The sequence below is a fragment of the Marinobacter sp. genome, from assembly GCF_048259445.1.
Taxonomy (GTDB): Bacteria; Pseudomonadota; Gammaproteobacteria; order Pseudomonadales; family Oleiphilaceae; genus Marinobacter.
Map to the genome: position 1 here is coordinate 1 of NZ_JBLXHQ010000013.1, position 20,606 is coordinate 20,606.

Consider the following 20,606-nt stretch of genomic DNA (forward strand, 5'->3'; position numbering starts at 1 on the left):
GTAATGACGATCAGTTTGTCCCTTGGGATATCCAGGTCGATGTTCTTCAGGTTGTGGGTCCGTGCCCCTTTGATCTGGATATGATCCATAACACCTCGCTTGGAGAAAAAACGGAAATTATACCGCGTTACACCGGCCGCGGCGAAAATGCCGATAAAGTCGTACTTGTGCCCCGCCGGAGAACCTTCTGTTACAATGCGCCGCCTGCAAAAGATATGTTCTTTCGCAAGGCTAAGCTTTCAACCCCAGGAGAGGAGCCAATTGCCATGAATGCGCTGGAAAAACGCTCCGTATTTGCGTTGGCATCGGTTTACGCCATACGCATGCTTGGGCTGTTCATGATCATGCCAGTATTCATGTTGCTGGGTGACAGCCTTGAAGGTGCAACTCCGGCATTACTTGGCTTTGCCATTGGTGCCTACGGTCTGAGCCAGGCCTTGCTCCAGATCCCCTTTGGCCTGCTTTCAGATCGCGTTGGCCGCAAACGCATGATCTATTTCGGCCTGGTTCTATTTGCTGCGGGCAGCATACTGGCAGGCTCTGCGGATTCAATATACGTTGTTATCGCCGGTCGGATTCTTCAGGGCGCAGGCGCTATTGCCAGCGTGCTCATGGCGTTGCTCAGTGACCTGACCCGGGAAGAAGAGCGAACCAAGGCCATGGCGACGGTCGGTATCTCTATCGGGCTTTCCTTCTCTGTCTCGCTGGTGCTGGGCCCGCTGCTGGGTTCGGTATGGGGCTTGTCGGGGATTTTCTACGCCACTGCCGTACTGGCCATGATTGCTCTGTTCATCGTCAGCCGTGTGGTGCCTACACCGCATCAGCATAGGGTCAGTGCTGACACTCATCCTGCAAAAGCAATGCTCGGAAGAGTTCTGTCTGACAAGCGGTTATTGCGACTGGATTTCGGTATTTTCGCACTGCATCTGGTGCTTACTTCGCTGTTTCTGGTGTTTCCATCGGTTCTGCAGAATCAGCTCGGGCTGGCCAGCGGTTCCCATTGGTGGTTTTACCTGAGTGTTATGATCACTTCATTTTTTGCCATGGTGCCTTTTATCATTATTGGCGAGAAAAAACGCATGATGAAGCCGGTGCTCTGTGGTGCCATTGCTCTACTGGCCATGGCGACCGCGGGGCTATCAGGTGTGTCTACCAGTCTTGTCTTTGCCTGGGTTGTGATGTTTTTCTTTTTTATGGCCTTCAATCTGCTGGAAGCCAGCCTGCCGTCTCTGATCAGTAAAGAGGCACCGGCGGCGAGTAAGGGAACGGCCATGGGCGTGTATTCCACATCTCAGTTCATGGGCGCCTTCCTGGGAGGCGCGTTTGGCGGTTACCTGCTGCAGCAAGCTGGAATTGAAGGGGTTGTCTGGTTTATGGTGAGCGTCCTCGGGCTGTGGTTATTGGTCGCTCTTAGTATGCCGGCACCAAGCCACAATTCAGGTTTCGTGGTACAGTTGCGTGAGTTGGCGAACGACCAGTATGAAGATGTTGATAGCAGTCTGCGTCGCTTGCCGGGTGTGCAGGATGTGGTCATTGTGGAGAACGCTGCCACCGCCTATCTCAAGGTGGATCGACAGCACTTTGATGAGGCGCTACTCGCGGACTTTCCATTCGTCCGGCAGGGTGGCAATTCTTGAAATCCGGAGGCCCGCAAGGAATGCGGGTGTCGCTGAAAACAGAATCAGGAGCAGAACATGGCAAGAGGCGTAAACAAAGTTATTCTTATCGGGAATCTCGGGCAGGATCCGGATACCCGGTATACTCCCAATGGCAATGCCGTGGTGAATCTGAACCTTGCGACCGACGAGAGTTACAAGGATCGTCAAACCGGCCAGATGGTTCCAAAAACCGAGTGGCATCGCATTGTCATGTTCGGGAAGATTGCCGAGATTGCAGGCCAGTATCTGCGTAAAGGCTCCAAAGTCTACATCGAGGGCAAGCTTCAAACCCGCAAATGGCAGAACAAGGAAGGTCAGGACGTTTACACCACCGAGGTGGTTGTAGACATTAACGGCCAGATGCAGATGCTGGATAGCCGTGGCGGTGAAGGTGGTATGAGCCAGGGCGCACCTGTCGGGCGTCCTCAGCAGCAATCGACTCAGCCCCAGAATAATCCGCAGCCGGCACAGTCGGGTGGTTACAATCAGAATCAGGGCCAAAATCAGCCATCACAGGGCAGCAGCATGCCTGAGCCGGTTGATGATTTTGATGACGATATCCCCTTCTAGTGTTCGGCGGTTTAAATCTGCAAAAACCGGCTGCTTCGGCAGCCGTTTTTTATATCCGCCCCGGTCTCACGCTTACTCCTCCTCGATGCTATCCATACCCAGCTCATTGATTTTGCGTGTAAGCGTGTTACGTCCCCAGCCAAGAAGAATCGATGCATCCCGGCGACGCCCCCCGGTGTGCTTCAGAGCGGTCTCAATCATAATTTTTTCAAATTCTGGCAGGGCCGACCCAAGAATTGCCTTTCCTCCTCTTTTTAACTCTTGATCAGCCCAATTTTTAAGCCCCTCCTGCCATGTTATTCCCGTAGCGTGAGCTTCATTCTGGTGCAGCAACTCCGGCGGCAGGTCGTCAATGTGAATCTCTCGTCCGCTGGCCATGACTGTGAGCCATCGACACGTGTTTTCAAGCTGACGCACGTTGCCGGGCCAGGGCAGCGTTGTGAGGTAGTTTTCGGCTTCCGGGCGCAGAATTTTAGGCTCTACGGAAAGCTCCCTGGCGGCCTGTTGCAAAAAGTGCTGCATCAATCGGGGAATGTCCTCGCTGCGCTCAGCCAGCTTCGGCAGGTGCACGCGAATAACGTTCAATCGGTGAAAAAGGTCTTCCCGGAAGGAGCCGGATTGAACGAGCTTTTCCAGGTTCTGGTGCGTGGCGGCGATGATGCGAACATCAACCTTGATGGGTGTGGCGCCACCAACGCGGTAGAACTCCCCATCTGCCAGAACTCTCAGCAGCCGGGTCTGGGTATCGCCCGGCATATCACCGATTTCGTCGAGAAACAGGGTACCACCATTGGCTTGCTCAAACCGGCCCTGGCGGACCGCCGTGGCCCCGGTAAATGCGCCTTTTTCATGGCCGAAGAGCTCTGACTCTATTAAATCCCGAGGAATAGCGGCCATATTGAGTGCTATGAACGGATGACGGGCCCTGGGGCTGTGATTGTGCAGTGCCTGGGCAACCAGCTCTTTTCCTGTGCCGCTTTCGCCGTTGATCAGGACAGTGATGTTGGAATGGGAAAGCCGGCCGATAGCGCGAAAAACTTCCTGCATGGCGGGTGCCTCACCGATAATTTCGGTGCTGCGCCGAAGGGTTTCCGCTTGCGGCTGAGATGCTGCCCGCTTTTCGTGGCTGTGAGCGACCGCTCGCTTTGCAAGGGCAACCGCGTCATCCACATCGAATGGCTTGGGAAGATACTCGAAAGCACCTGTTTGATAGCTTGTAACGGCGCTTTCCAGATCTGAATGGGCGGTCATTATAATGACGGGCACGTCTGGATGTGCTTCGACGATGTGTGACAGCAAGGTTATGCCATCAACACCGGGCATTCGAATATCACTGATTATGGCATCTGGCTGTTCATGCTCCAGTCGCCTCATTATATTCTCACCACTCTCAAAAACGGTAGGCTGCATGCCGGCCTGGCTCAGGGCGCGTTCCAGCACCCAGCGTATGCTGCGATCGTCATCGACGATCCAGATGTTTGCGGGTTGTTGGCTCATGATGTGCCCTCCAGTGGCAGGAAGATGATGAAATCTGTCTGACCCGGCTCGCTCTCACACTCCACCAGTCCTTGATGTTGGCTGATAATGCCTTGGGTAATGGATAGCCCGAGCCCTGTGCCATTGGCGCGGCCGCTGATCATGGGATAGAAAATATTCTGACGGAGTTCGGGGCTGATCCCCGGCCCGTTATCGATAATGTCTATCCGGCACACAAGCCGGTGACGCCTGGGGCCGATGGTGACCTGGCGCAGGGCACGAGTGCGAAAAGTAATGGTGGGTGTTTTCTGCTCTTCTGAACGAATGGTCTCGCTTTCAAAGGCCGCTTCCATCGCATTGCGGGCAATGTTGAGAAAGGCCTGAATGAGCTGCTCTTTATCGCCCAAAAACTCCGGCAGGCTGGGGTCGTAGTCACGCTGGAACAGTACCCGGCCTTTAGACTCTGCTTCCAGCAGGGTGCGCACACGTTCGAGGATTTCATGAATATTGACAGGTGCCGGTTTCAACGCCTTGTTGGGGCCTAGCATGCGGTCAACAAGGCTGCGCAGGCGATCCGCCTCTTCAATGATGACCCGGGTATATTCGCGCTGATCTGCGCTGGATAGCTCGCGATCGAGTAACTGAGCGGCACCGCGAATTCCTCCTAGAGGATTTTTTATCTCATGCGCCATGCCCCGCACCAGGATCCGTGTGGTTTCCTGCTGGGATATCAGGTCTTCTTCTCTGCTTATCCGCAGCAGGCGGTCCCGAGGTTGTACCTCCAGAAGCAACACTGCAGGGTCTTGGTCAAGGAGTGAAACTGAATAGTCCACAACTCTCTGGGATCCGCCGGGAAGAAGGAATTCCGTTTCTCTGCGAGTATAGGACTGGCCTGACTCAGCTGCAGTGTGCAGGGTATTAAATGTACTTTCCGCATCAAGAAGGATATCGCGGAGATGAAGCCCTGAACTGCGAGTCATGCTGGTCTCAAAGAGACTTTCGGCAGCGGGGTTCAGGTAACGGATTATAAGATCGCTCTCCAGAACCAGAACTGCGGTCGTAAGATGCTCCAGCATGTTCTTGTACATGTCTGCGCTGGCGGATGTGATTGCCATACGGGCTTCCTGTTGGAGTTAAGCCGGGAGAGCGGGGTTTAGTTTCTGCTGTAACAGGAATTAGCAAAAATTGAACCAGTTTCAGAGTGCAGTTGGGTTACTTGGCCAAACAAGGGAGAAGTCGGCTGGAGGCGCGTCATTTCAGGGCGGGATTGCAATGAAAAGGGCCGGGCAGCTTGAGGCATTGCTCCATTGTTGCCCGAAGTTTTGCACAATCATGATGCAATTGCACCGTATTGGTGCAATTGTAGGGCGTCAATTCTGAGTAGAAGGGCGATGAACGGTGAATCGAATCGAGTTGCCGGTTTTAATCTGAACGCCATTTTTATCCACAATGTGAATGCCGGCCTCGTGCGTGCCCCGGAACACATTGCTGACGGTAACCGTGCCGGAAGAACTCTGACCCACTGGCTGGCCATCCAGCGTTACTTCATATTTGTGACCCGGTTCAAGACCTGGCGAGCTGCGCATTTCAAAACGCACGTCGCCACTGCCGGTGTGGAACGCCTGTTCATCTTCAGGGTAAGTAAATGAGACGCTCTCATAAATTGAGCCCTCACGTTTTACTTCTTCCCGGAGTTTGTCGGTTTCCCGGACATTTTGCGGTTTGGGGAGCGTAATCGTAGTCACCGGCTTAACCTTTACCGCCTCTGAGCCTTTCGACGGCTCGTCGGAGAAGGTTACATTTCCCTGAGCGTCCACATTGCGGTAGACCTCTGCGGCCACGGGGCCTGCGATCAGGAGCGATAGCCCTGCGATGATTCCAAGCTTGCGGTTCATAATCACAACCTGTGTATTGTTTGAATTGATTATCAATGGCCGGGCGGGCCTTTTCAATGCAGTAGAGGGAGATGTTGGTTACATATCGTTAAGGGCGGCGGCAGTGTGCGGAAGATCACAAAAGCAGCCCGAAAAAAAGCCCCGCTCTTTGGGAGCGAGGCTTCTGAGGCTGCTATTCACCGTAAGAATGGTTTAAGCAGGAACTGCCGGTGCTGGTTCAGCAAGAATAGTAAAGCTCGAACTCGACCGGATGGGTGGTCATGTTGATGCGCTCAACTTCGCCACGCTTCAGATCGATGTAGCCCTGAATCATATCCTCAGTAAATACGCCGCCACGGGTCAGGAACTCATGGTCTTCTTTCAGGCAATCCAGAGCTTCCTGCAGGGTTTCAGCCACTTTCGGAATGCTAAGGGCTTCTTCTTTAGGCAGGTCGTACAGATCCTTGTCCATGGCATCGCCAGGGTGGATCTTGTTCTGGATGCCGTCGAGGCCTGCCATCATCAGCGCAGAAAACGCCAGGTATGGGTTTGCAGCCGGATCCGGGAAGCGAACTTCCACACGACGGGCTTTCGGGCTGGTTACATATGGAATGCGGATTGATGCTGAGCGGTTGCGCGCAGAATAAGCCAGCATAACCGGTGCTTCATAGTGCGGTACCAGACGCTTATAGCTGTTTGTAGCCGGGTTGGTAAACGCGTTGAGCGCTTTGGAGTGTTTGATGATGCCGCCGACGTAAAAAAGCGCCATTTCACTCAGTCCGGCATAGCTGTCGCCAGCAAACAGGTTTTTGCCGTCTTTGTTCAGGCTCATGTGTACGTGCATGCCGGAGCCGTTATCGCCGACCACGGGCTTGGGCATAAAGGTGGCAGTTTTGCCATAGGCGTGAGCCACGTTGTGCACGCAGTACTTGAGGATCTGGACTTCATCGGCTTTTTTGGTCAGCGTGTTGGCGCCGACACCAATTTCGCACTGGCCTGCCGTGCCTACCTCATGGTGGTGTACTTCAATAACCAGACCCATGGATTCCATGGCGGCGCACATAGCACCCCTCAGGTCATGCAGGCTGTCTACGGGAGGTACAGGGAAATAGCCGCCTTTCACGCCCGGGCGGTGGCCAATGTTGTTGTTATCAAAGTCGTCACCGGAAACCCATGCCGCTTCTTCTGAGTGAAGTGAATACATGGAGCCCTGCATGTCGGTTTTCCACTTCGCAGAATCGAATACGAAAAACTCTGGCTCAGGGCCGAATAGCGCACCATCTGCGATACCAGTGGATTTCAGATATTCTTCGGCACGACGGGCAACAGAGCGCGGATCCCGTTCGTAGCCTTGCATGGTAGAAGGCTCAACAATGTCACAGGTAATGTTAACGGTACTTTCTTCAGTGAACGGGTCGAGAACGGAGCTGGTGTCGTCCGGCATAAGAATCATGTCGGATTCGTTGATGCCTTTCCAGCCGGCGATGGAAGAACCGTCAAACATCTTGCCTTCCGCAAAGAAATCCTCGTCGACTTCAGTTGCCGGGATGGTGACATGCTGCTCTTTACCCCGGCTATCGGTGAAACGCATATCAACCCATTTGACTTCGTGTTCTTTAATCAAATCAACTGTCTTGGACATTGTGATTGCTCCATAAGTAATCCCGCACCGCGGGTGTATTCGTGATCATCTTCCGGATTGCGCTTTCGGGCTGAATTCCGGTTTGTTGTTCAGGTTTGCGCAGCTTAGCAAAAGCTGTTGATTGTTACCTTCACATTTCGGCTTTACAGATACTCGAAAAACCTGATGGGTGTATTAAAGCAAGGTGCTTGCCAGTTTTGATTGTTTATCCCGTGGTAGCGGTTATTCCGGCAAGGTAATGGGGCGGCAGCACAGTTTGTGCGGATGGATGTTGGTGATCTGCATGCCACAATAGTGAGATGGTGCTTTATAATGGTGCATGTTGAAGGGGGCGCTTATGACATTGCTCCAAGTTGGTGCGTAGTGTTGCCCGGGTGAGATTGATTAAGAAATAGGCGTTCTTCTTCATATAAACGGCGCAGAGTTTTCGATATACTGCGCGCCGCTTCATTTTCTCCACACGTGCCCGGATCATCGATCTGACAGGCACATGTGAGGCGCCGGGCCATCAGGCTTCGGTAGATGAGTCCATTTTACGGATTTGAGATGGCATGTGCGGGCGTTGCCCGTGAACGACCCTCTCAGGTCATTGAGTGCATGCCGCAGGAATAATTTTGTGATTGAGAAACTTCGTAATATCGCCATCATCGCCCACGTTGACCATGGTAAGACCACCCTCGTAGACAAGCTTCTGCGTCTTTCTGGCACACTGGATCGCAAAGAGCTCGAAAACGAGCGCGTCATGGATTCCAATGACCAGGAAAAAGAGCGTGGCATTACCATTCTGGCCAAAAATACCGCACTGAAGTGGAACGGCTACGACATCAACATCGTAGACACCCCGGGCCATGCGGACTTTGGTGGCGAAGTAGAGCGTGTAATGAGCATGGTCGATTGTGTGCTGCTGGTAGTCGATTCCATCGACGGGCCCATGCCGCAGACCCGCTTTGTAACCCAGAAGGCTTTCGCTGCCGGGCTGCGCCCGATAGTTGTGGTGAACAAGATTGACCGTCCAGGCGCGCGCCCGGATTGGGTTGTGGATCAGGTCTTTGACCTGTTTGACAGCCTGGGTGCCACCGACGAGCAGCTGGACTTTCCCATTGTTTATGCCAGTGCACTGAATGGTATTGCCGGCCTGGACCATGAAGATCTAAGCGACAATATGGATGCTGTGTTCCAGGCGATTGTCGACCACGTGCCTGCACCTTCGGTGGATATGGATGGCCCTTTCCAGATGCAGATCTCGCAACTGGACTACAGCAGCTTTTTGGGCGTGATCGGTATCGGGCGTATCGCTCGCGGCAAAGTCAAGACCAACACGCCGGTGATCGCCATCGGCGCCGATGGCAAGAAGCGCCAGGGCCGTATCCTGAAAATCATGGGTCACTCCGGCCTGCACCGGGTAGAAGTGAACGAAGCTCAAGCGGGCGATATCGTCTGTGTGAGTGGTCTGGATGAGCTGTACATCTCTGATACCCTGTGCGACATGAATAATGTTGAGGCATTGCCTCCGCTGACGGTAGATGAGCCTACCGTATCCATGACCTTCCAGGTCAATGATTCGCCCTTCTGCGGTAAAGAGGGCAAGTTCGTAACCAGCCGGAACATCAAGGACCGTCTGGAAAAAGAACTACTTCACAACGTTGCCCTGCGCGTTGAAGAAGGCGAGTCGGCGGACAAGTTCAAGGTGTCCGGCCGCGGTGAGCTGCACCTGTCGGTCCTGATCGAGAACATGCGTCGCGAAAACTTCGAGCTGGCGGTAGGCCGCCCCGAAGTGGTTATCAAGGAAGTGGACGGCGAAAAGCAGGAGCCATACGAGAACGTCATTGTCGACATCGAAGAGCAGCATCAGGGTCCTTTGATGGAGCAGATGGGGCTGCGTAAAGGCGACCTGACCAACATGGTTCCGGATGGCAAGGGCCGCATGCGCCTGGAATACACTATTCCGGCACGTGGTCTGATTGGCTTCCGCAACACCTTCCTGACCATGACATCGGGCACGGGTATTCTGACGTCGACCTTCAGTCATTACGGGCCCATCAAGGTGGGTGATGTGACCAATCGCCAGAATGGCGTTCTTGTCTCCATGGCCAAGGGCACCGCGTTGACTTATTCTCTGGAAACGCTCCAGAGCCGCGGCAAGCTTTTCCTCGACCCGGGTCAGGAAGTCTACGAGGGGCAGCTTTGTGGTATCCACAGTCGTGATAACGACCTGGTGATTAACCCGACCAAGGGCAAGAAGCTTGATAACATGCGTGCTTCCGGCAAGGATGAAGTCATTGCGCTGGTGCCGCCGATCAAGTTTACTCTTGAGCAGGCGCTGGAATTTATTGACGACGACGAGCTGGTTGAAGTAACGCCAAAGTCTATTCGTCTGCGCAAGAAACACCTTACCGAGAACGAACGTAAGCGCGCGGGCAAGAAGTAACGCTCACGCTCTGAATCAGGCCGGCGCTGGCAACAGCCCCGGCCTTTTTTTGTATTCATGCTTTTACAAAGCTCGCCCATCGACTAATCAACTCCGCTACAATGCTAACAAACCCTATCGGATCGGCGGACTGCCCCATGCTTAACTTGTACCCGGATATTAAACCCTACGCCAAACACCGGCTGGCGGTTGAGGCGCCTCATGAGCTGTATATCGAAGAGAGCGGGAATCCTGATGGCATACCGGTGCTTTTCGTTCACGGAGGCCCGGGGGGTGGTTGCGAGGATTATCATCGCCGTTTTTTTGATGCTGAACGTTTCCGGATTATTCTGATGGATCAGCGCGGCGCCGGCCGCTCCACGCCTCTGGCGGAGCTGGAAGGAAACAGTACCGATAAGCTGGTTCAGGATATGGAAACCATCCGTACGTTTCTGGGTATTGATCGCTGGCTGTTATTCGGTGGGAGTTGGGGGTCAACTCTCAGCCTGGTATACGCCCAGACCTATACCGAGCGAGTGCTGGGCCTTGTTCTTCGCGGCATTTTTCTATGTCGGCCGAGAGATATCTCCTGGTTTTACCAGGATGGCGCAAGCCGGGTATTCCCGGATTACTGGCAGGAGTTCGAGGCGCAGATACCTGAGAACGAGCGCGGGGATATGGTGAGCGCCTACTATCGCAGGTTGACCAGTGCCAACGAACTGGAGCAGATTCAGGCGGCAAAAGCCTGGTCGGTCTGGGAGGGGCGTTGTGCGACTCTGCATCCTAACCCCGGCGTTGTTGAACATTTTGGCCATCCCCACGTTGCGATCGCGTTGGCGCGTATAGAATGTCACTACTTCATGAACGCATCGTTTCTCGAGGATGATCAGATTATAAGAGATGCGCACAAGCTCCGGGACATCCCCGGTATCATTGTTCATGGTCGCTACGATATGGTTTGCCCGCTGGACAATGCGCTTGCCCTCAGCAGTGCATGGCCGGAAGCAGATTTGCGTATTATTCGCGACGCGGGTCATTCAGCCTCCGAGCCCGCCATTGTGGACGCACTCATGCGCGGTGTTGATGAAGTGATCGCTAAAGCCGGCAAAAATGCGGGCTGATATCTTATAGCTCGAAAGGGTTGCGGGAATCTGTGAGCATGGATACACTCTTACCTGATTTTAATTCTCATTTGGTCGGAGCGTTCAGAATACCGGATGAAAGGGCTTGTTCAGCGGGTGTCGGAAGCGAGTGTCGAAGTCGATGGCCGAGAAATTTCAAGGATAGGATCAGGCATCCTTTTGTTCTTGGGCGTAGAGCAGGGAGACGGGCTGAATGAGGCAAAGGAACTGTGCCGAAAAGTTCTTACTTATCGTATTTTTCCCGATGAAGCGGGCCGTATGAACCGAAGTGTACTTGACACTGGTGGTGCTCTTCTCGTTGTTCCCCAATTTACACTTGCTGCGGATACCTCCTCTGGTACCCGCCCGGGTTTCTCTTTAGCGGCTGGCCCGGATGTTGCTAATGAAATGTGTGCTGGCTTCATTGCTCTTTCCCGGGCAGAAATGGGTGAGGAGAGAGTTAAAGAGGGTCATTTCGGGGCTGATATGAAAGTGAGCCTGGTTAACGATGGCCCTGCAACATTTATGCTCTCAAGCCGGAAAAGGTAATCGAACTGCAGCGGAATTGAGGAATAAGAGCCAAATGTTCTGCTGCCAAATAAGCTAAAGAACTAGCATTAAATGTTTGCAAAAAAGGCTCTGGTGTATTACAACAGTGTCATCATCCAGTGCTTTAAAAGAGTGCTGTAAGTAGCTGAACTATATAGATCTGATTAATTTCAGGTCTCAATAATAAGAAAAGTTGCTGTCATGTCATCATTCTGACATGCGGAAGCAATACGGTTGGAGCCATCCAGTTGTTCTGGGGCGCCTCACAGAAATCGGGATTAACCCGTTGTTAAAACCTGACATAACTCGCAAAAGGACATACAACATGAAAAAAACACTCATTGCATCTGCTATCGCTGCCGCCACTATTTCCGGTACCGCGCTGGCTCAGGAAAGTAACCTGCCGACTGTGTACGGTAACATTCAGTATGCGATCACCCACACTAACGTAGATGGCGCAGGCTCAGTAGTTGATCACTTTGACAACGGCACCACTCTGGGTGTGTCTCACGATCACGAAATCGCTCCTGGCATCACCGGCTTCCTGAAGCTGGAACTCGAAGGTATCGGCGCTGACGACAAAGCCAACAGCAATGGTATCGATAGCCTTGACGAAGCCTACATTGGTGTTAAAGGCGACAGCTTTGGCCAGGTATGGGTTGGTTCCGACGATTCCATGTACGAATCAGCGATCGATGAGATCTACAACTTCTACGAAGTAGGCTCCAACATCGGCGGCAACTATGAAACCGGTGAGGGTGACCTGGTTCAGTACTTGTCCCCGTCCTTCGGCGGCCTGACTGTTGGTGCTGCTGTTCAGGTTAACGGCGACAACACCACAGGTGGTAAGTCATACCCGTACCAGCTGGCAGCAATGTACAAAGTAGACGCTCTGGAGCTGGCATTTGCCATGGACTCCAACGACGGCACTACTGAATATTCCGGTAACGGCCCCGACATCAACAACGAAAACACCTATGGTCTGCGTGCCAGCTTCAATCTGGACGACCTGCGCCTGACGGCTTCTTACGAGACCCGTAAAGATGTGGCAGACGTTCTTGGTTTGATGGGTGTATACACTCTGGGCGCGAACCAGTTCGCTCTGTCTTACCAGCTGCGTGACAACGACGTTTCTGGCGACAAAGACGACACTATTGCGCTGCAGGCTCTGCACAACCTGTCTGACAACATGTACGTGTACGTTGAAGGCTACCTGTCCAACGCCGACAACGCTGCTGAGTACACACTGGAAGGCAACTCTGGTGACGAGCGCTCCATCGCAGCAGTTGGTGCGGTCTACTACTTCTGATCAGCTAACCAGCTAATCAGTTAGTATTGAAAACCGGTGACCTCAGGGTCGCCGGTTTTTTCTTTTTAGCGTGCAGAATATAAAAATGGGAAAGGTATGGCTGAAGAATTGGAAATAAAGCTGAGTCTTGAACCTGCCAGTCTCATTGAGGCTCTGAAATGGCTGCTAGCGCAGCCTGAAGCGATGAAAGGCGCCAGGAAGGACCTCGTAAACTGCTATTACGATACGCCTGATGCGGAGCTTAACCGTCAACACGCAGCCCTTCGTGTACGCCAGGTTGGGGCACAGTTCATCCAGACCTTCAAGACCCGGGGGGAGTTTGTTAATGGTGCTCATCGTCGGCAGGAGTGGGAATGGCCTGTTCCCGGGCCCTCGCTTTCACTGGGCATGCTTGCAGATACGCCGCTGGCGAATGACGTAAACCTGGCCCGGCTGGCACCAATGTTCGAAACCAATTTTACCCGGCAGGTGGTGATGCTGGACGATGGTGAGGCGATAATCGAATGCGCTCTGGACAGCGGTGTAATTGTTGCCGGCTCACTCCAGAAACCGCTTCATGAGGTAGAGTTTGAGCTTAAATCCGGCAACCCTTCCCGACTTCTGGTCTGGGCTGAAAGGCTCGCCCGGCACTGCCCGGTCTTTCTCAACCTTATCAGCAAAGCAGAGCAGGGTTATCATCTTGCAGGGGTGCGGGTAGAAAGCCCGAAAGAAACTGAAAGTGATGAGATGTCAGCCGACGGCTTCGACAACATTGATCGGCTATTGGAGCGGCTAAGTAACGCATGGCTTGAGCAGAATGCGGTGTCGCTGGAAGGAATTGATCTTCTTTTACTTGGTGCCCAGGCTGAAGCTTGCGGCCTGGGTGAATCCTTTTCTGAGCTGGTTAAGAATCTGACCTCGAACGGAGATATCAGCCATTTGCTCGGTAACCCAGAACTTGGCCAGTGCCAGCTTGGCTTATTGTCGAACAGAGAGCGACAGTCCTAGGGTCCCAGGATTATTGTGGCAATACTGAAATAAATCATCACTCCGCTCACGTCGGCAATTGTTGTGATAAGCGGTATGCTCGCAGCAGCCGGATCTACGCCGAGTCGGTTAAGCAGTAGCGGTAATAATATCCCTATGAGCCCGCCGGCAAGCACAACGGCAATCATGGTTATGGCAACAGTTGTTGCAATAGCCAATTCTGTGCGGAATACACCCACAGTCCACACGGTCAGTGCCATAGTCAGCCCCAACGCAGTTGCTACAATCAACTCTTTGTTAAACAGCCGGATCCAGTCTCTGTTGACCACATCTCCCGTTGCAATACCGCGCACCACCAATGTGGCGGATTGCGCACCTGCGTTGCCTGCACTGGCAACCAGCAGGGGCATGAAGAACAGCAGCGCCAGATGAGCGCCGATTATGTCTTCAAAGTGTGCTATGCCGGCCCCGGTAAAGATGTTCGCAAACACCAGAATAACCAACCATTGAATACGGGAGCGATACAGCGAGAAGGGTGAGGCTGTGGTAATGCCTGTGTCGAGGTTGCTGACTGACCCGCCTTTGTGGATATCTTCCGTTGCCTCTGCCTCGATAACATCCATGGCGTCATCATAGGTGATAATGCCTGCGAGACGATCGTGGTGATCCAGGATAGGCAGGGCCAGCAGGTCGTATTTGGTGATCAACCTGGCGACATCATCCTGGGATGTGTCCGTACGAGCAGACACCAGACCTGTAGCAAGTAGTGAGTCAATCAGGGTGTCTGGTTTGGCGACAATGAGGCGGCGCAGTGACACTACACCGATCAGTACCCCGTGCCCGTCGATAACGTAAGATTGATAGATGGTCTCTTTGTTTTCGGCTGTTTTACGCAGAATATCGATGGCTTCACTTGCCGTGATGCCTGATTCAAACACAGCGTAATCCGTGCTCATCAATGAGCCGGCAGTGCCCTCGGCGTGGGCCAGAAGCGCTGTCAGAACGTCTCGATCTTCCTGGTCAAGTTTCCTGAGAAGCTGTTTCTGGCGGCTCTCTTCAAGCAGATTGAAAAAATCAACCCGGTCATCTGACGGCATTTCGGCGGTCAGTATCGAGAGCTCAGCCAGCGGTGTTGCCTCGGTCAGTAGCAGCTGAGTATCCGGAGTGGTGTAGCCGAGAACCTTCGCCCGCAGTGTCAGAGGAAGATTCTGAAATACGTAGCGGCCCGCTTCATTCTCTATGTTTTGCTCGATGAATTCGGCGAGATCCGCAGCGTTGAAGAGATTCGCTGCTTCAGCAACGGACTGAGGCTGATCGGATGCGAGTGCATCCACCAACGGTTGGAAAAGTAAGGATTCCATAAACAACGCCTAAAAAAACGCTCAGTGTGGAGTGGAAGCGGATGGCTCGGTTACGGTCGCATCTTCCTGCATATTCCTCCATTTCTCCATAAATTTACGGTATCGCTCCAGTGCTTCTTTGACCACTTCAAGGTCGGGCGTTTCGTTGGATTTGACCAGTACAATAAGCCCTTTACCCTCAATTTCCTTGTTTACGGCTGGATGGCAGATGACTTCGTCATCGTTGTCGATGTAGGCCAGTGCTGTGCCAATGCCATGTCGGATAAGCGCGCTGACGATATCCGCCCAGTTCAGGTCGTCCAGCTCCAGATCGTAGCGATGCGGGTGATCGTGCTCGTAATTGAACATGTCTTCCAGCACTTTTTCCGAGCCAGGGGCAACCACGGAGCGCACCATGATTTCCGGATAGGTGCGAACCGGGCGTATAACCGCGCGCACACCGAGTTCCTTGAAACGGCTGCGGTTGGCATCGGTAACACACTCTACTGTGGTTTTTTGGCCAAGATTGAGCTCGCTCAAGCGATGAGAGATGTCGAAGGTAAGGCTGTCGGAGTGGGGGTCCGACTCATCAGGGGCTAACACAACAATGTGCTTTGCACTGCCCGCGTGTGCGGCTTTCAACGCGTCCGGGTCGAAACCGGAACCATGGAAATGGACGATGCCCAGGTCCGACAGTTCGGCTGGCAGGCCGCTCGGAAATTCGCGGGTAAGCAGCATGATAGGAATGGTTTCGTAGCCCTGTACTGAGCGGATCTGCGTTGCAAAGCGCATGAAATAGGTCATGCCGCCGTATTTCGGGGTATTGATAATGACAATGTGGTTGTTCATTTTATAGATCCAGCGTCCGGTGAGAATGCGTTCCCGGCGGTAGAACCGGTACTCGATAAAATCACTGACAATCAGGGTCAGCAGGGTGATGGCGCCAACAAACATGAGCAGGATGGTGCTGATCCGGCCAATGTAGGTTACAGGTGCGAAGTCGCCGTAGCCTACCGTAGCGATGGTGGTCATCGACATCCACAGCGACTCGAACAGAGTCAGATCTTCTACTGCCCATATAATCAGTATCTGGGTGGTCAGCAGCGCTATCAAAATCATGAACAGGCGCTTCACCCGCTTCCTGATGAGTCCGCCCATAGGGATTTTGCTTTTCTCATGTTCGGCGTTGAGGGGAAAGCGGTTTCTCAGCATCCGGTATTGGCCTGTTCAGTCTCGGGTAAGTTCGTTATACAGTAACGGAAATATAACAGAGAGACAGGGGTTTGCATTATGTCCGAGCCATGGAGTTGCCTTCCGTTGCCGCTGGCAGATGATGTTGCTGCCGGCTGGGCGCCGGTATTCCCGGAAGGTGTGCCAGGCTGGCTGCTGGAAGATGCCAGCATTTCGGCCGAAATAATTGCCCAGGCCATGGCGCGAAGCCCGTTCCTGCGACAGACACTTGAGAGGCAACCGGAACAGGTGCGCACTCTGCTTGAGTCACGGTTGCTGAGTGAACCGACTACCCCCGAATACCTGCAGTCACGCTGCACTGAATATCTTGTGGATGTGTCGGATGAGCCGGGCCTGCATGCAGCGTTGCGCCGTTTTCGCCGCGAAGCGCAGTTTCGCATTATATGGCGGGACCTGATGCGCTGGGCCGACCTGCACGAAACCATCGCTGCGACCAGCGCGTTTGCTGAGGTGTGTATTCAGGGTGCGCTTGACTGGCTCCATGAGTCAGCTTGCGAACAGTTCGGCACGCCCTGGGGTAAAGATCCGGTATCAGGTGCGGAAGCGCCCCAGTCGCTGATCGTGATCGGCATGGGAAAGCTGGGTGGCTGCGAGTTGAATGTCTCCTCGGATATTGATCTCATATTCGCTTTTCCCGGAAAAGGCGAAACCCGGGGTGGCAGTCGTTCGCTCGATAATCAGCAGTTCTTTATCAGGCTGGGCCAGCGTCTGATTCAGGCTCTGGACCAGATCACCGCTGATGGTTTTGTTTTCCGTGTGGATATGCGCCTGCGACCTTATGGACAGAGTGGCGCTCTCGCGCTGAGCTTCGCTGCGCTTGAAACCTACTATCAGGATCAGGGCAGGGACTGGGAGCGTTATGCCATGGTCAAGTCCCGGGTAGTAGCTGGCGACCCGAAAGCCGGTCAGGTTCTGATGGAAAGCCTCCGTCCGTTTGTGTATCGCAGGTACATTGATTTCAGCGCTTTCGAGTCTCTACGCAGTATGAAGGCGATGATAAGCCGTGAAGTTCGCCGGCAGGGGCTGGAAAACAACATCAAACTTGGCAGTGGTGGCATCCGGGAAATCGAGTTTGTTGTTCAGGCGTTCCAGCTCATTCGTGGTGGCCGGGACAGAGAGCTGCAGCAGCGGGAACTGCTGATCATACTGAAAGAGCTTGAGGCGCTGGAGTTACTGCCTTCGCAGGTCGTCAAGGAGCTTCGTGACGCTTATGTTTTCCTGCGTAATCTTGAGCACGCTCTACAGGGCATGGAAGACAAGCAGACTCAGTTGTTGCCCGAAGACAAGCTTTCGCAGGCGCGGGTTGCACTGATCATGGGGTTCGACGATTGGTCCAGTTGTCTGCAAGTGCTGATGCAGCATCGGGAGAAGGTGGCCACGCACTTTGCCAACATCATTGCCACTGAAGAAGATGAGGAGGGTGCGCAGACATCTCTTGATGAGGGCTGGTTTGAGCTCTGGCTGGCAGAGGTTGATGAGGATTCAGATACGCAGTGGCTGGAAAAGAACGGATATGAGGATCCGTCGGGAAGCCTCGGCCTGCTTTCCAGCCTGCGTGACAGCCGTACAGTTCAGACTATGCAAACCCAGGGGCGTAAACGACTGAACCAGTTCATGCCGGTGTTACTGGAAGCGCTGACCGAGGTAGATAATCCCTCAGAAACACTGTCCCGCGTTTTGCAGCTGGTTGAGGCAATTTTGCGCCGCACGGCTTACATGGTGCTATTGCTGGAAAATCCGGGAGCCCGAACTCAGTTGGTCAAGCTGTGCAGCGAAAGCCCCTGGATCGCAAGACAGCTAGCGGAAACGCCATTGCTGCTGGATGAGCTTCTCAATGCAGAAAGCCTATACAGCCCACCTGCACGAGAAGAATTGCAGGATGATCTGCGCCAGCAAATGTTGCGGATCTCCTATGACGACCTGGAAAACCAGATGGAGTCGTTGCGACACTTCAAAAAGGCCCACTCACTCCGCGTCGCCGCTTCTGAACTGAAGGGCACCTTGCCCTTGATGAAGGTGAGTGATTACCTGACCTGGATTGCTGAGGTTGTTCTTGATCACGTTGTCGACGTGGCCTTTGCCAACCTGGTAGCGCGCCACGGGCACCCGGGGCGTAATGACGACGCTACCAGCGAAACGGATTTTGCGGTTATCGGTTATGGAAAGCTGGGAGGGATTGAGCTTGGTTACACCTCGGATCTGGATCTGGTTTTTGTTCATAATGCGGATCCCGACCTGGCCACCGATGGCGACAAGCCCATTGATAATGCGGTTTTCTACACCCGTTTGGGGCAGCGAATTGTGCACATCCTTAACGCACAGACTCCGTCCGGCCAGCTGTATGACGTCGACATGCGCCTGCGACCTTCAGGCAATTCCGGGCTGCTCGTAAGTACGCTACAGGCGTTTGAAAAGTACCAGCGCAACGACGCCTGGACCTGGGAGCATCAGGCACTGGCCCGGGCCAGGGGCGTCGCAGGTTGTCGCGAAACAGTCGCTGCCTTTGAGTCTGTCCGGCACAACATACTTTGTCAGAGCCGTGGGAAGGACAAGCTGCGCCAGGAAGTGGTGGAGATGCGTGAAAAAATGCGTGCCAACCTGGGCACGCCGGAAAGCCGGCGGGAAGAACTCTTTCACATCAAACACGATGCAGGCGGCATTGTAGATATGGAGTTTATGGTGCAATACCTCATGCTTGCATGGAGTGAGGACCACCCGGAACTGACCCAGTGGTCTGACAATATCCGGCAAATGGAAGAGCTGGGGCGCGCCGGTGTGTTGCCCGTGGAAGATGCAGAAAAACTGCGAGAAGTCTACATTGCTCTGCGCTCAAGCATTCACCGGCGAGCGTTGCAGAACCTTAACAGCCAGGTTGCAGGCGATGCGTTTACAGAGGAACGGCGCTACATACAGTCTGTGTGGAAGAAAATCATGGTGGTATAGCGAGCCTGGTGTCGTTCCGTCAAAATTTCCTGCTAGAATGTTGGATCCCCGAAAACCGCTTTTTTAGGAGCAATGAAGAATGTCGATGGCTGACCGCGATGGCGTTATCTGGCTGGATGGTGAAATGGTTCCCTGGCGTGAAGCCAAAACCCACGTCCTGACCCATACCCTGCACTACGGCCTGGGCTGTTTTGAAGGAGTGCGCGCCTACAGCACTGCGACTGGCCCGGCTATTTTTCGCCTCCAGGACCATACGGATCGCCTGTTCCGGTCCGCTCATATTCTGAATATGAAGATGCCGTTCAGTAAAGAGGAACTGAACGAGGCACAGCGTGCGGCCGTTCGTGAGAATAATCTGGATGAAGCTTATCTGCGCCCGATGGCCTTTTTAGGCTCCGAAGGAATGGGCCTGCGGGCAGACAACCTGAAAGTGCACGTAATGGTTGCCGCCTGGAGCTGGCCGTCTTACATGTCACCAGAAGCCAAGGAAATCGGTATCAAGGTGCGCACCTCCTCCTACACGCGCCACCACGTCAACATCACCATGTGCAAGGCCAAGGCGAACGGCAACTACATCAACTCCATGCTGGCGTTGAACGAAGCCATTGCCAGTGGCTGTGAAGAAGCGCTCTTGCTGGACAATGAAGGCTATGTGGCCGAAGGCTCCGGCGAAAATATTTTCATCATGCGTAACGGTGTACTGCACACGCCAGAGCTTACCTCGTGTCTGGAAGGTATTACCCGCCAGACCATTCTGGATTTCGCAGCCGACCTCAATATCCCGGTAAAAGAGCGCCGTATTACCCGTGATGAAGTTTATGTTGCAGACGAGGCATTCTTTACAGGCACGGCGGCAGAAGTGTTGCCGATCCGTGAGCTGGATGGCCGTGCAATCGGCGCAGGCAAGCGTGGACCGGTTACCGAAAAACTGCAGGCGATGTATTTTGATGCGGTGAAAGGGAAGCTCCCTCAGCACAGTAACTGGCTGACACCGGTCAAAAACTGAACGTGACTGTTTTCATGGCCGCCGTGTGCTGTTGTACAGCCTGGCGGCGTTTTTGTTTTTATATTCATCAAATTGACAGGTACAGGAAATGGCTGACGTCATTAAAGTTCCGGTTTCTTTCGGCGAAGTTCTCGACAAAATCACCATCCTTGAAATTAAATCCGAGCGCATCAAAGATGAGGTCAAGGTACGCAACGTCCGGCTTGAGCTTGAAGAACTGAGCGCGACCTGGAATGAGGCGGTAAAAGATCAAAGTGCCATTGCCGAGCTGCGCAAACAGTTGAAAGCGGTAAATGAAGAGCTTTGGGTTATCGAAGACGACATTCGTGAAGAAGAAGCAGAGCAGAATTTCGGCCCGAAATTTATTGAGCTTGCTCGGGCGGTTTACGTCACTAACGACAAGCGGGCGGCATTGAAGAAAGACATCAACCTGGCGCTTGGCTCCCGGTTTGTAGAAGAGAAATCCTATCAGGATTACACGGCCAGAAAGTAAA

Annotated in this window: 16 protein-coding genes; 10 read left to right on the forward strand and 6 right to left on the reverse strand. The window is 53.5% G+C overall.

From position 1 onward, the window contains the following. The first annotated feature begins 266 nt into the window (after window positions 1–266). Together ACN0RL_RS10710 and ssb are read left to right on the forward strand one after the other, a co-directional pair. Window positions 267–1,637, forward strand: coding sequence for an MFS transporter (locus ACN0RL_RS10710; protein ID WP_417516732.1), 1,371 nt, complete (start codon window positions 267–269; stop codon window positions 1,635–1,637). A gap of 57 nt (window positions 1,638–1,694) precedes the next feature. Beyond that, complete coding sequence (ssb, locus tag ACN0RL_RS10715; protein WP_417516540.1) at window positions 1,695–2,228, forward strand: single-stranded DNA-binding protein; 534 nt, start codon at window positions 1,695–1,697, stop codon at window positions 2,226–2,228. A gap of 72 nt (window positions 2,229–2,300) precedes the next feature. On the opposite strand, the gene glnG is transcribed toward ssb, so the two are convergent. From glnG to glnA, 4 genes are all read right to left on the reverse strand, one after another. Beyond that, complete coding sequence (gene glnG, locus ACN0RL_RS10720; protein ID WP_417516542.1) at window positions 2,301–3,725, reverse strand: nitrogen regulation protein NR(I); 1,425 nt, start codon at window positions 3,723–3,725, stop codon at window positions 2,301–2,303. Beyond that, the gene (glnL, locus tag ACN0RL_RS10725) at window positions 3,722–4,819 is read right to left on the reverse strand and encodes a nitrogen regulation protein NR(II) (protein ID WP_417516544.1); all 1,098 of its coding nucleotides are present in this window, start codon (window positions 4,817–4,819) and stop codon (window positions 3,722–3,724) included. Before glnL ends, glnG begins: the two co-directional genes overlap by 4 nt. Before the next feature lie 255 nt (window positions 4,820–5,074). Next, window positions 5,075–5,599 (reverse strand): DUF4124 domain-containing protein, encoded by a 525-nt coding sequence (locus ACN0RL_RS10730; protein WP_417516546.1) that lies wholly within the window; start codon window positions 5,597–5,599, stop codon window positions 5,075–5,077. 217 nt (window positions 5,600–5,816) lie between these two features. Continuing rightward, entirely contained in the window at window positions 5,817–7,220 is a 1,404-nt protein-coding gene (gene glnA / locus ACN0RL_RS10735) for a glutamate--ammonia ligase (protein ID WP_417516548.1), read from the reverse strand. A gap of 616 nt (window positions 7,221–7,836) precedes the next feature. Here glnA and typA point away from each other — a divergent pair. The 5 genes from typA to ACN0RL_RS10760 all read left to right on the forward strand — a co-directional run bounded on the left by typA (window position 7,837) and on the right by ACN0RL_RS10760 (window position 13,593). After that, window positions 7,837–9,648 (forward strand): translational GTPase TypA, encoded by a 1,812-nt coding sequence (gene typA / locus ACN0RL_RS10740; RefSeq protein WP_417516550.1) that lies wholly within the window; start codon window positions 7,837–7,839, stop codon window positions 9,646–9,648. A gap of 137 nt (window positions 9,649–9,785) precedes the next feature. Continuing rightward, on the forward strand, window positions 9,786–10,748 hold the full coding sequence (pip, locus tag ACN0RL_RS10745) for a prolyl aminopeptidase (protein WP_417516552.1): 963 nt from the start codon (window positions 9,786–9,788) through the stop codon (window positions 10,746–10,748). 96 nt (window positions 10,749–10,844) lie between these two features. After that, complete coding sequence (dtd, locus tag ACN0RL_RS10750) at window positions 10,845–11,297, forward strand: D-aminoacyl-tRNA deacylase (protein WP_417516554.1); 453 nt, start codon at window positions 10,845–10,847, stop codon at window positions 11,295–11,297. A 325-nt stretch (window positions 11,298–11,622) separates the two neighbouring features. Next, window positions 11,623–12,606 (forward strand): porin, encoded by a 984-nt coding sequence (locus tag ACN0RL_RS10755; protein WP_417516556.1) that lies wholly within the window; start codon window positions 11,623–11,625, stop codon window positions 12,604–12,606. A 96-nt stretch (window positions 12,607–12,702) separates the two neighbouring features. After that, window positions 12,703–13,593: a CYTH domain-containing protein gene (locus ACN0RL_RS10760; RefSeq protein ID WP_417516558.1), complete on the forward strand. Its 891-nt coding sequence runs from the start codon at window positions 12,703–12,705 to the stop codon at window positions 13,591–13,593. Here the strand turns inward: ACN0RL_RS10760 and mgtE are convergent. Together mgtE and ACN0RL_RS10770 are read right to left on the reverse strand one after the other, a co-directional pair. Then, a complete protein-coding gene (gene mgtE / locus ACN0RL_RS10765) occupies window positions 13,590–14,933 on the reverse strand; it encodes a magnesium transporter (protein WP_417516560.1) in 1,344 nt (447 codons plus the stop codon). The two genes, ACN0RL_RS10760 and mgtE, sit on opposite strands and share 4 nt — an antisense overlap. A 21-nt stretch (window positions 14,934–14,954) precedes the next feature. Next, the gene (locus ACN0RL_RS10770; protein ID WP_417516562.1) at window positions 14,955–16,124 is read right to left on the reverse strand and encodes a potassium channel family protein; all 1,170 of its coding nucleotides are present in this window, start codon (window positions 16,122–16,124) and stop codon (window positions 14,955–14,957) included. A 78-nt stretch (window positions 16,125–16,202) separates the two neighbouring features. On the opposite strand from ACN0RL_RS10770, the gene glnE reads away from it, so the two are divergent. From glnE to ACN0RL_RS10785, 3 genes are all read left to right on the forward strand, one after another. After that, complete coding sequence (gene glnE / locus ACN0RL_RS10775; protein ID WP_417516564.1) at window positions 16,203–19,106, forward strand: bifunctional [glutamate--ammonia ligase]-adenylyl-L-tyrosine phosphorylase/[glutamate--ammonia-ligase] adenylyltransferase; 2,904 nt, start codon at window positions 16,203–16,205, stop codon at window positions 19,104–19,106. 79 nt (window positions 19,107–19,185) lie between these two features. Then, window positions 19,186–20,112, forward strand: a complete 927-nt coding sequence (locus tag ACN0RL_RS10780) for a branched-chain amino acid transaminase (protein ID WP_417516566.1) — start codon at window positions 19,186–19,188, stop codon at window positions 20,110–20,112. Between the two features lie 88 nt (window positions 20,113–20,200). Continuing rightward, complete coding sequence (locus tag ACN0RL_RS10785) at window positions 20,201–20,605, forward strand: DUF6165 family protein (RefSeq protein WP_417516568.1); 405 nt, start codon at window positions 20,201–20,203, stop codon at window positions 20,603–20,605. The last annotated feature ends 1 nt before the right edge of the window (window position 20,606 follow it).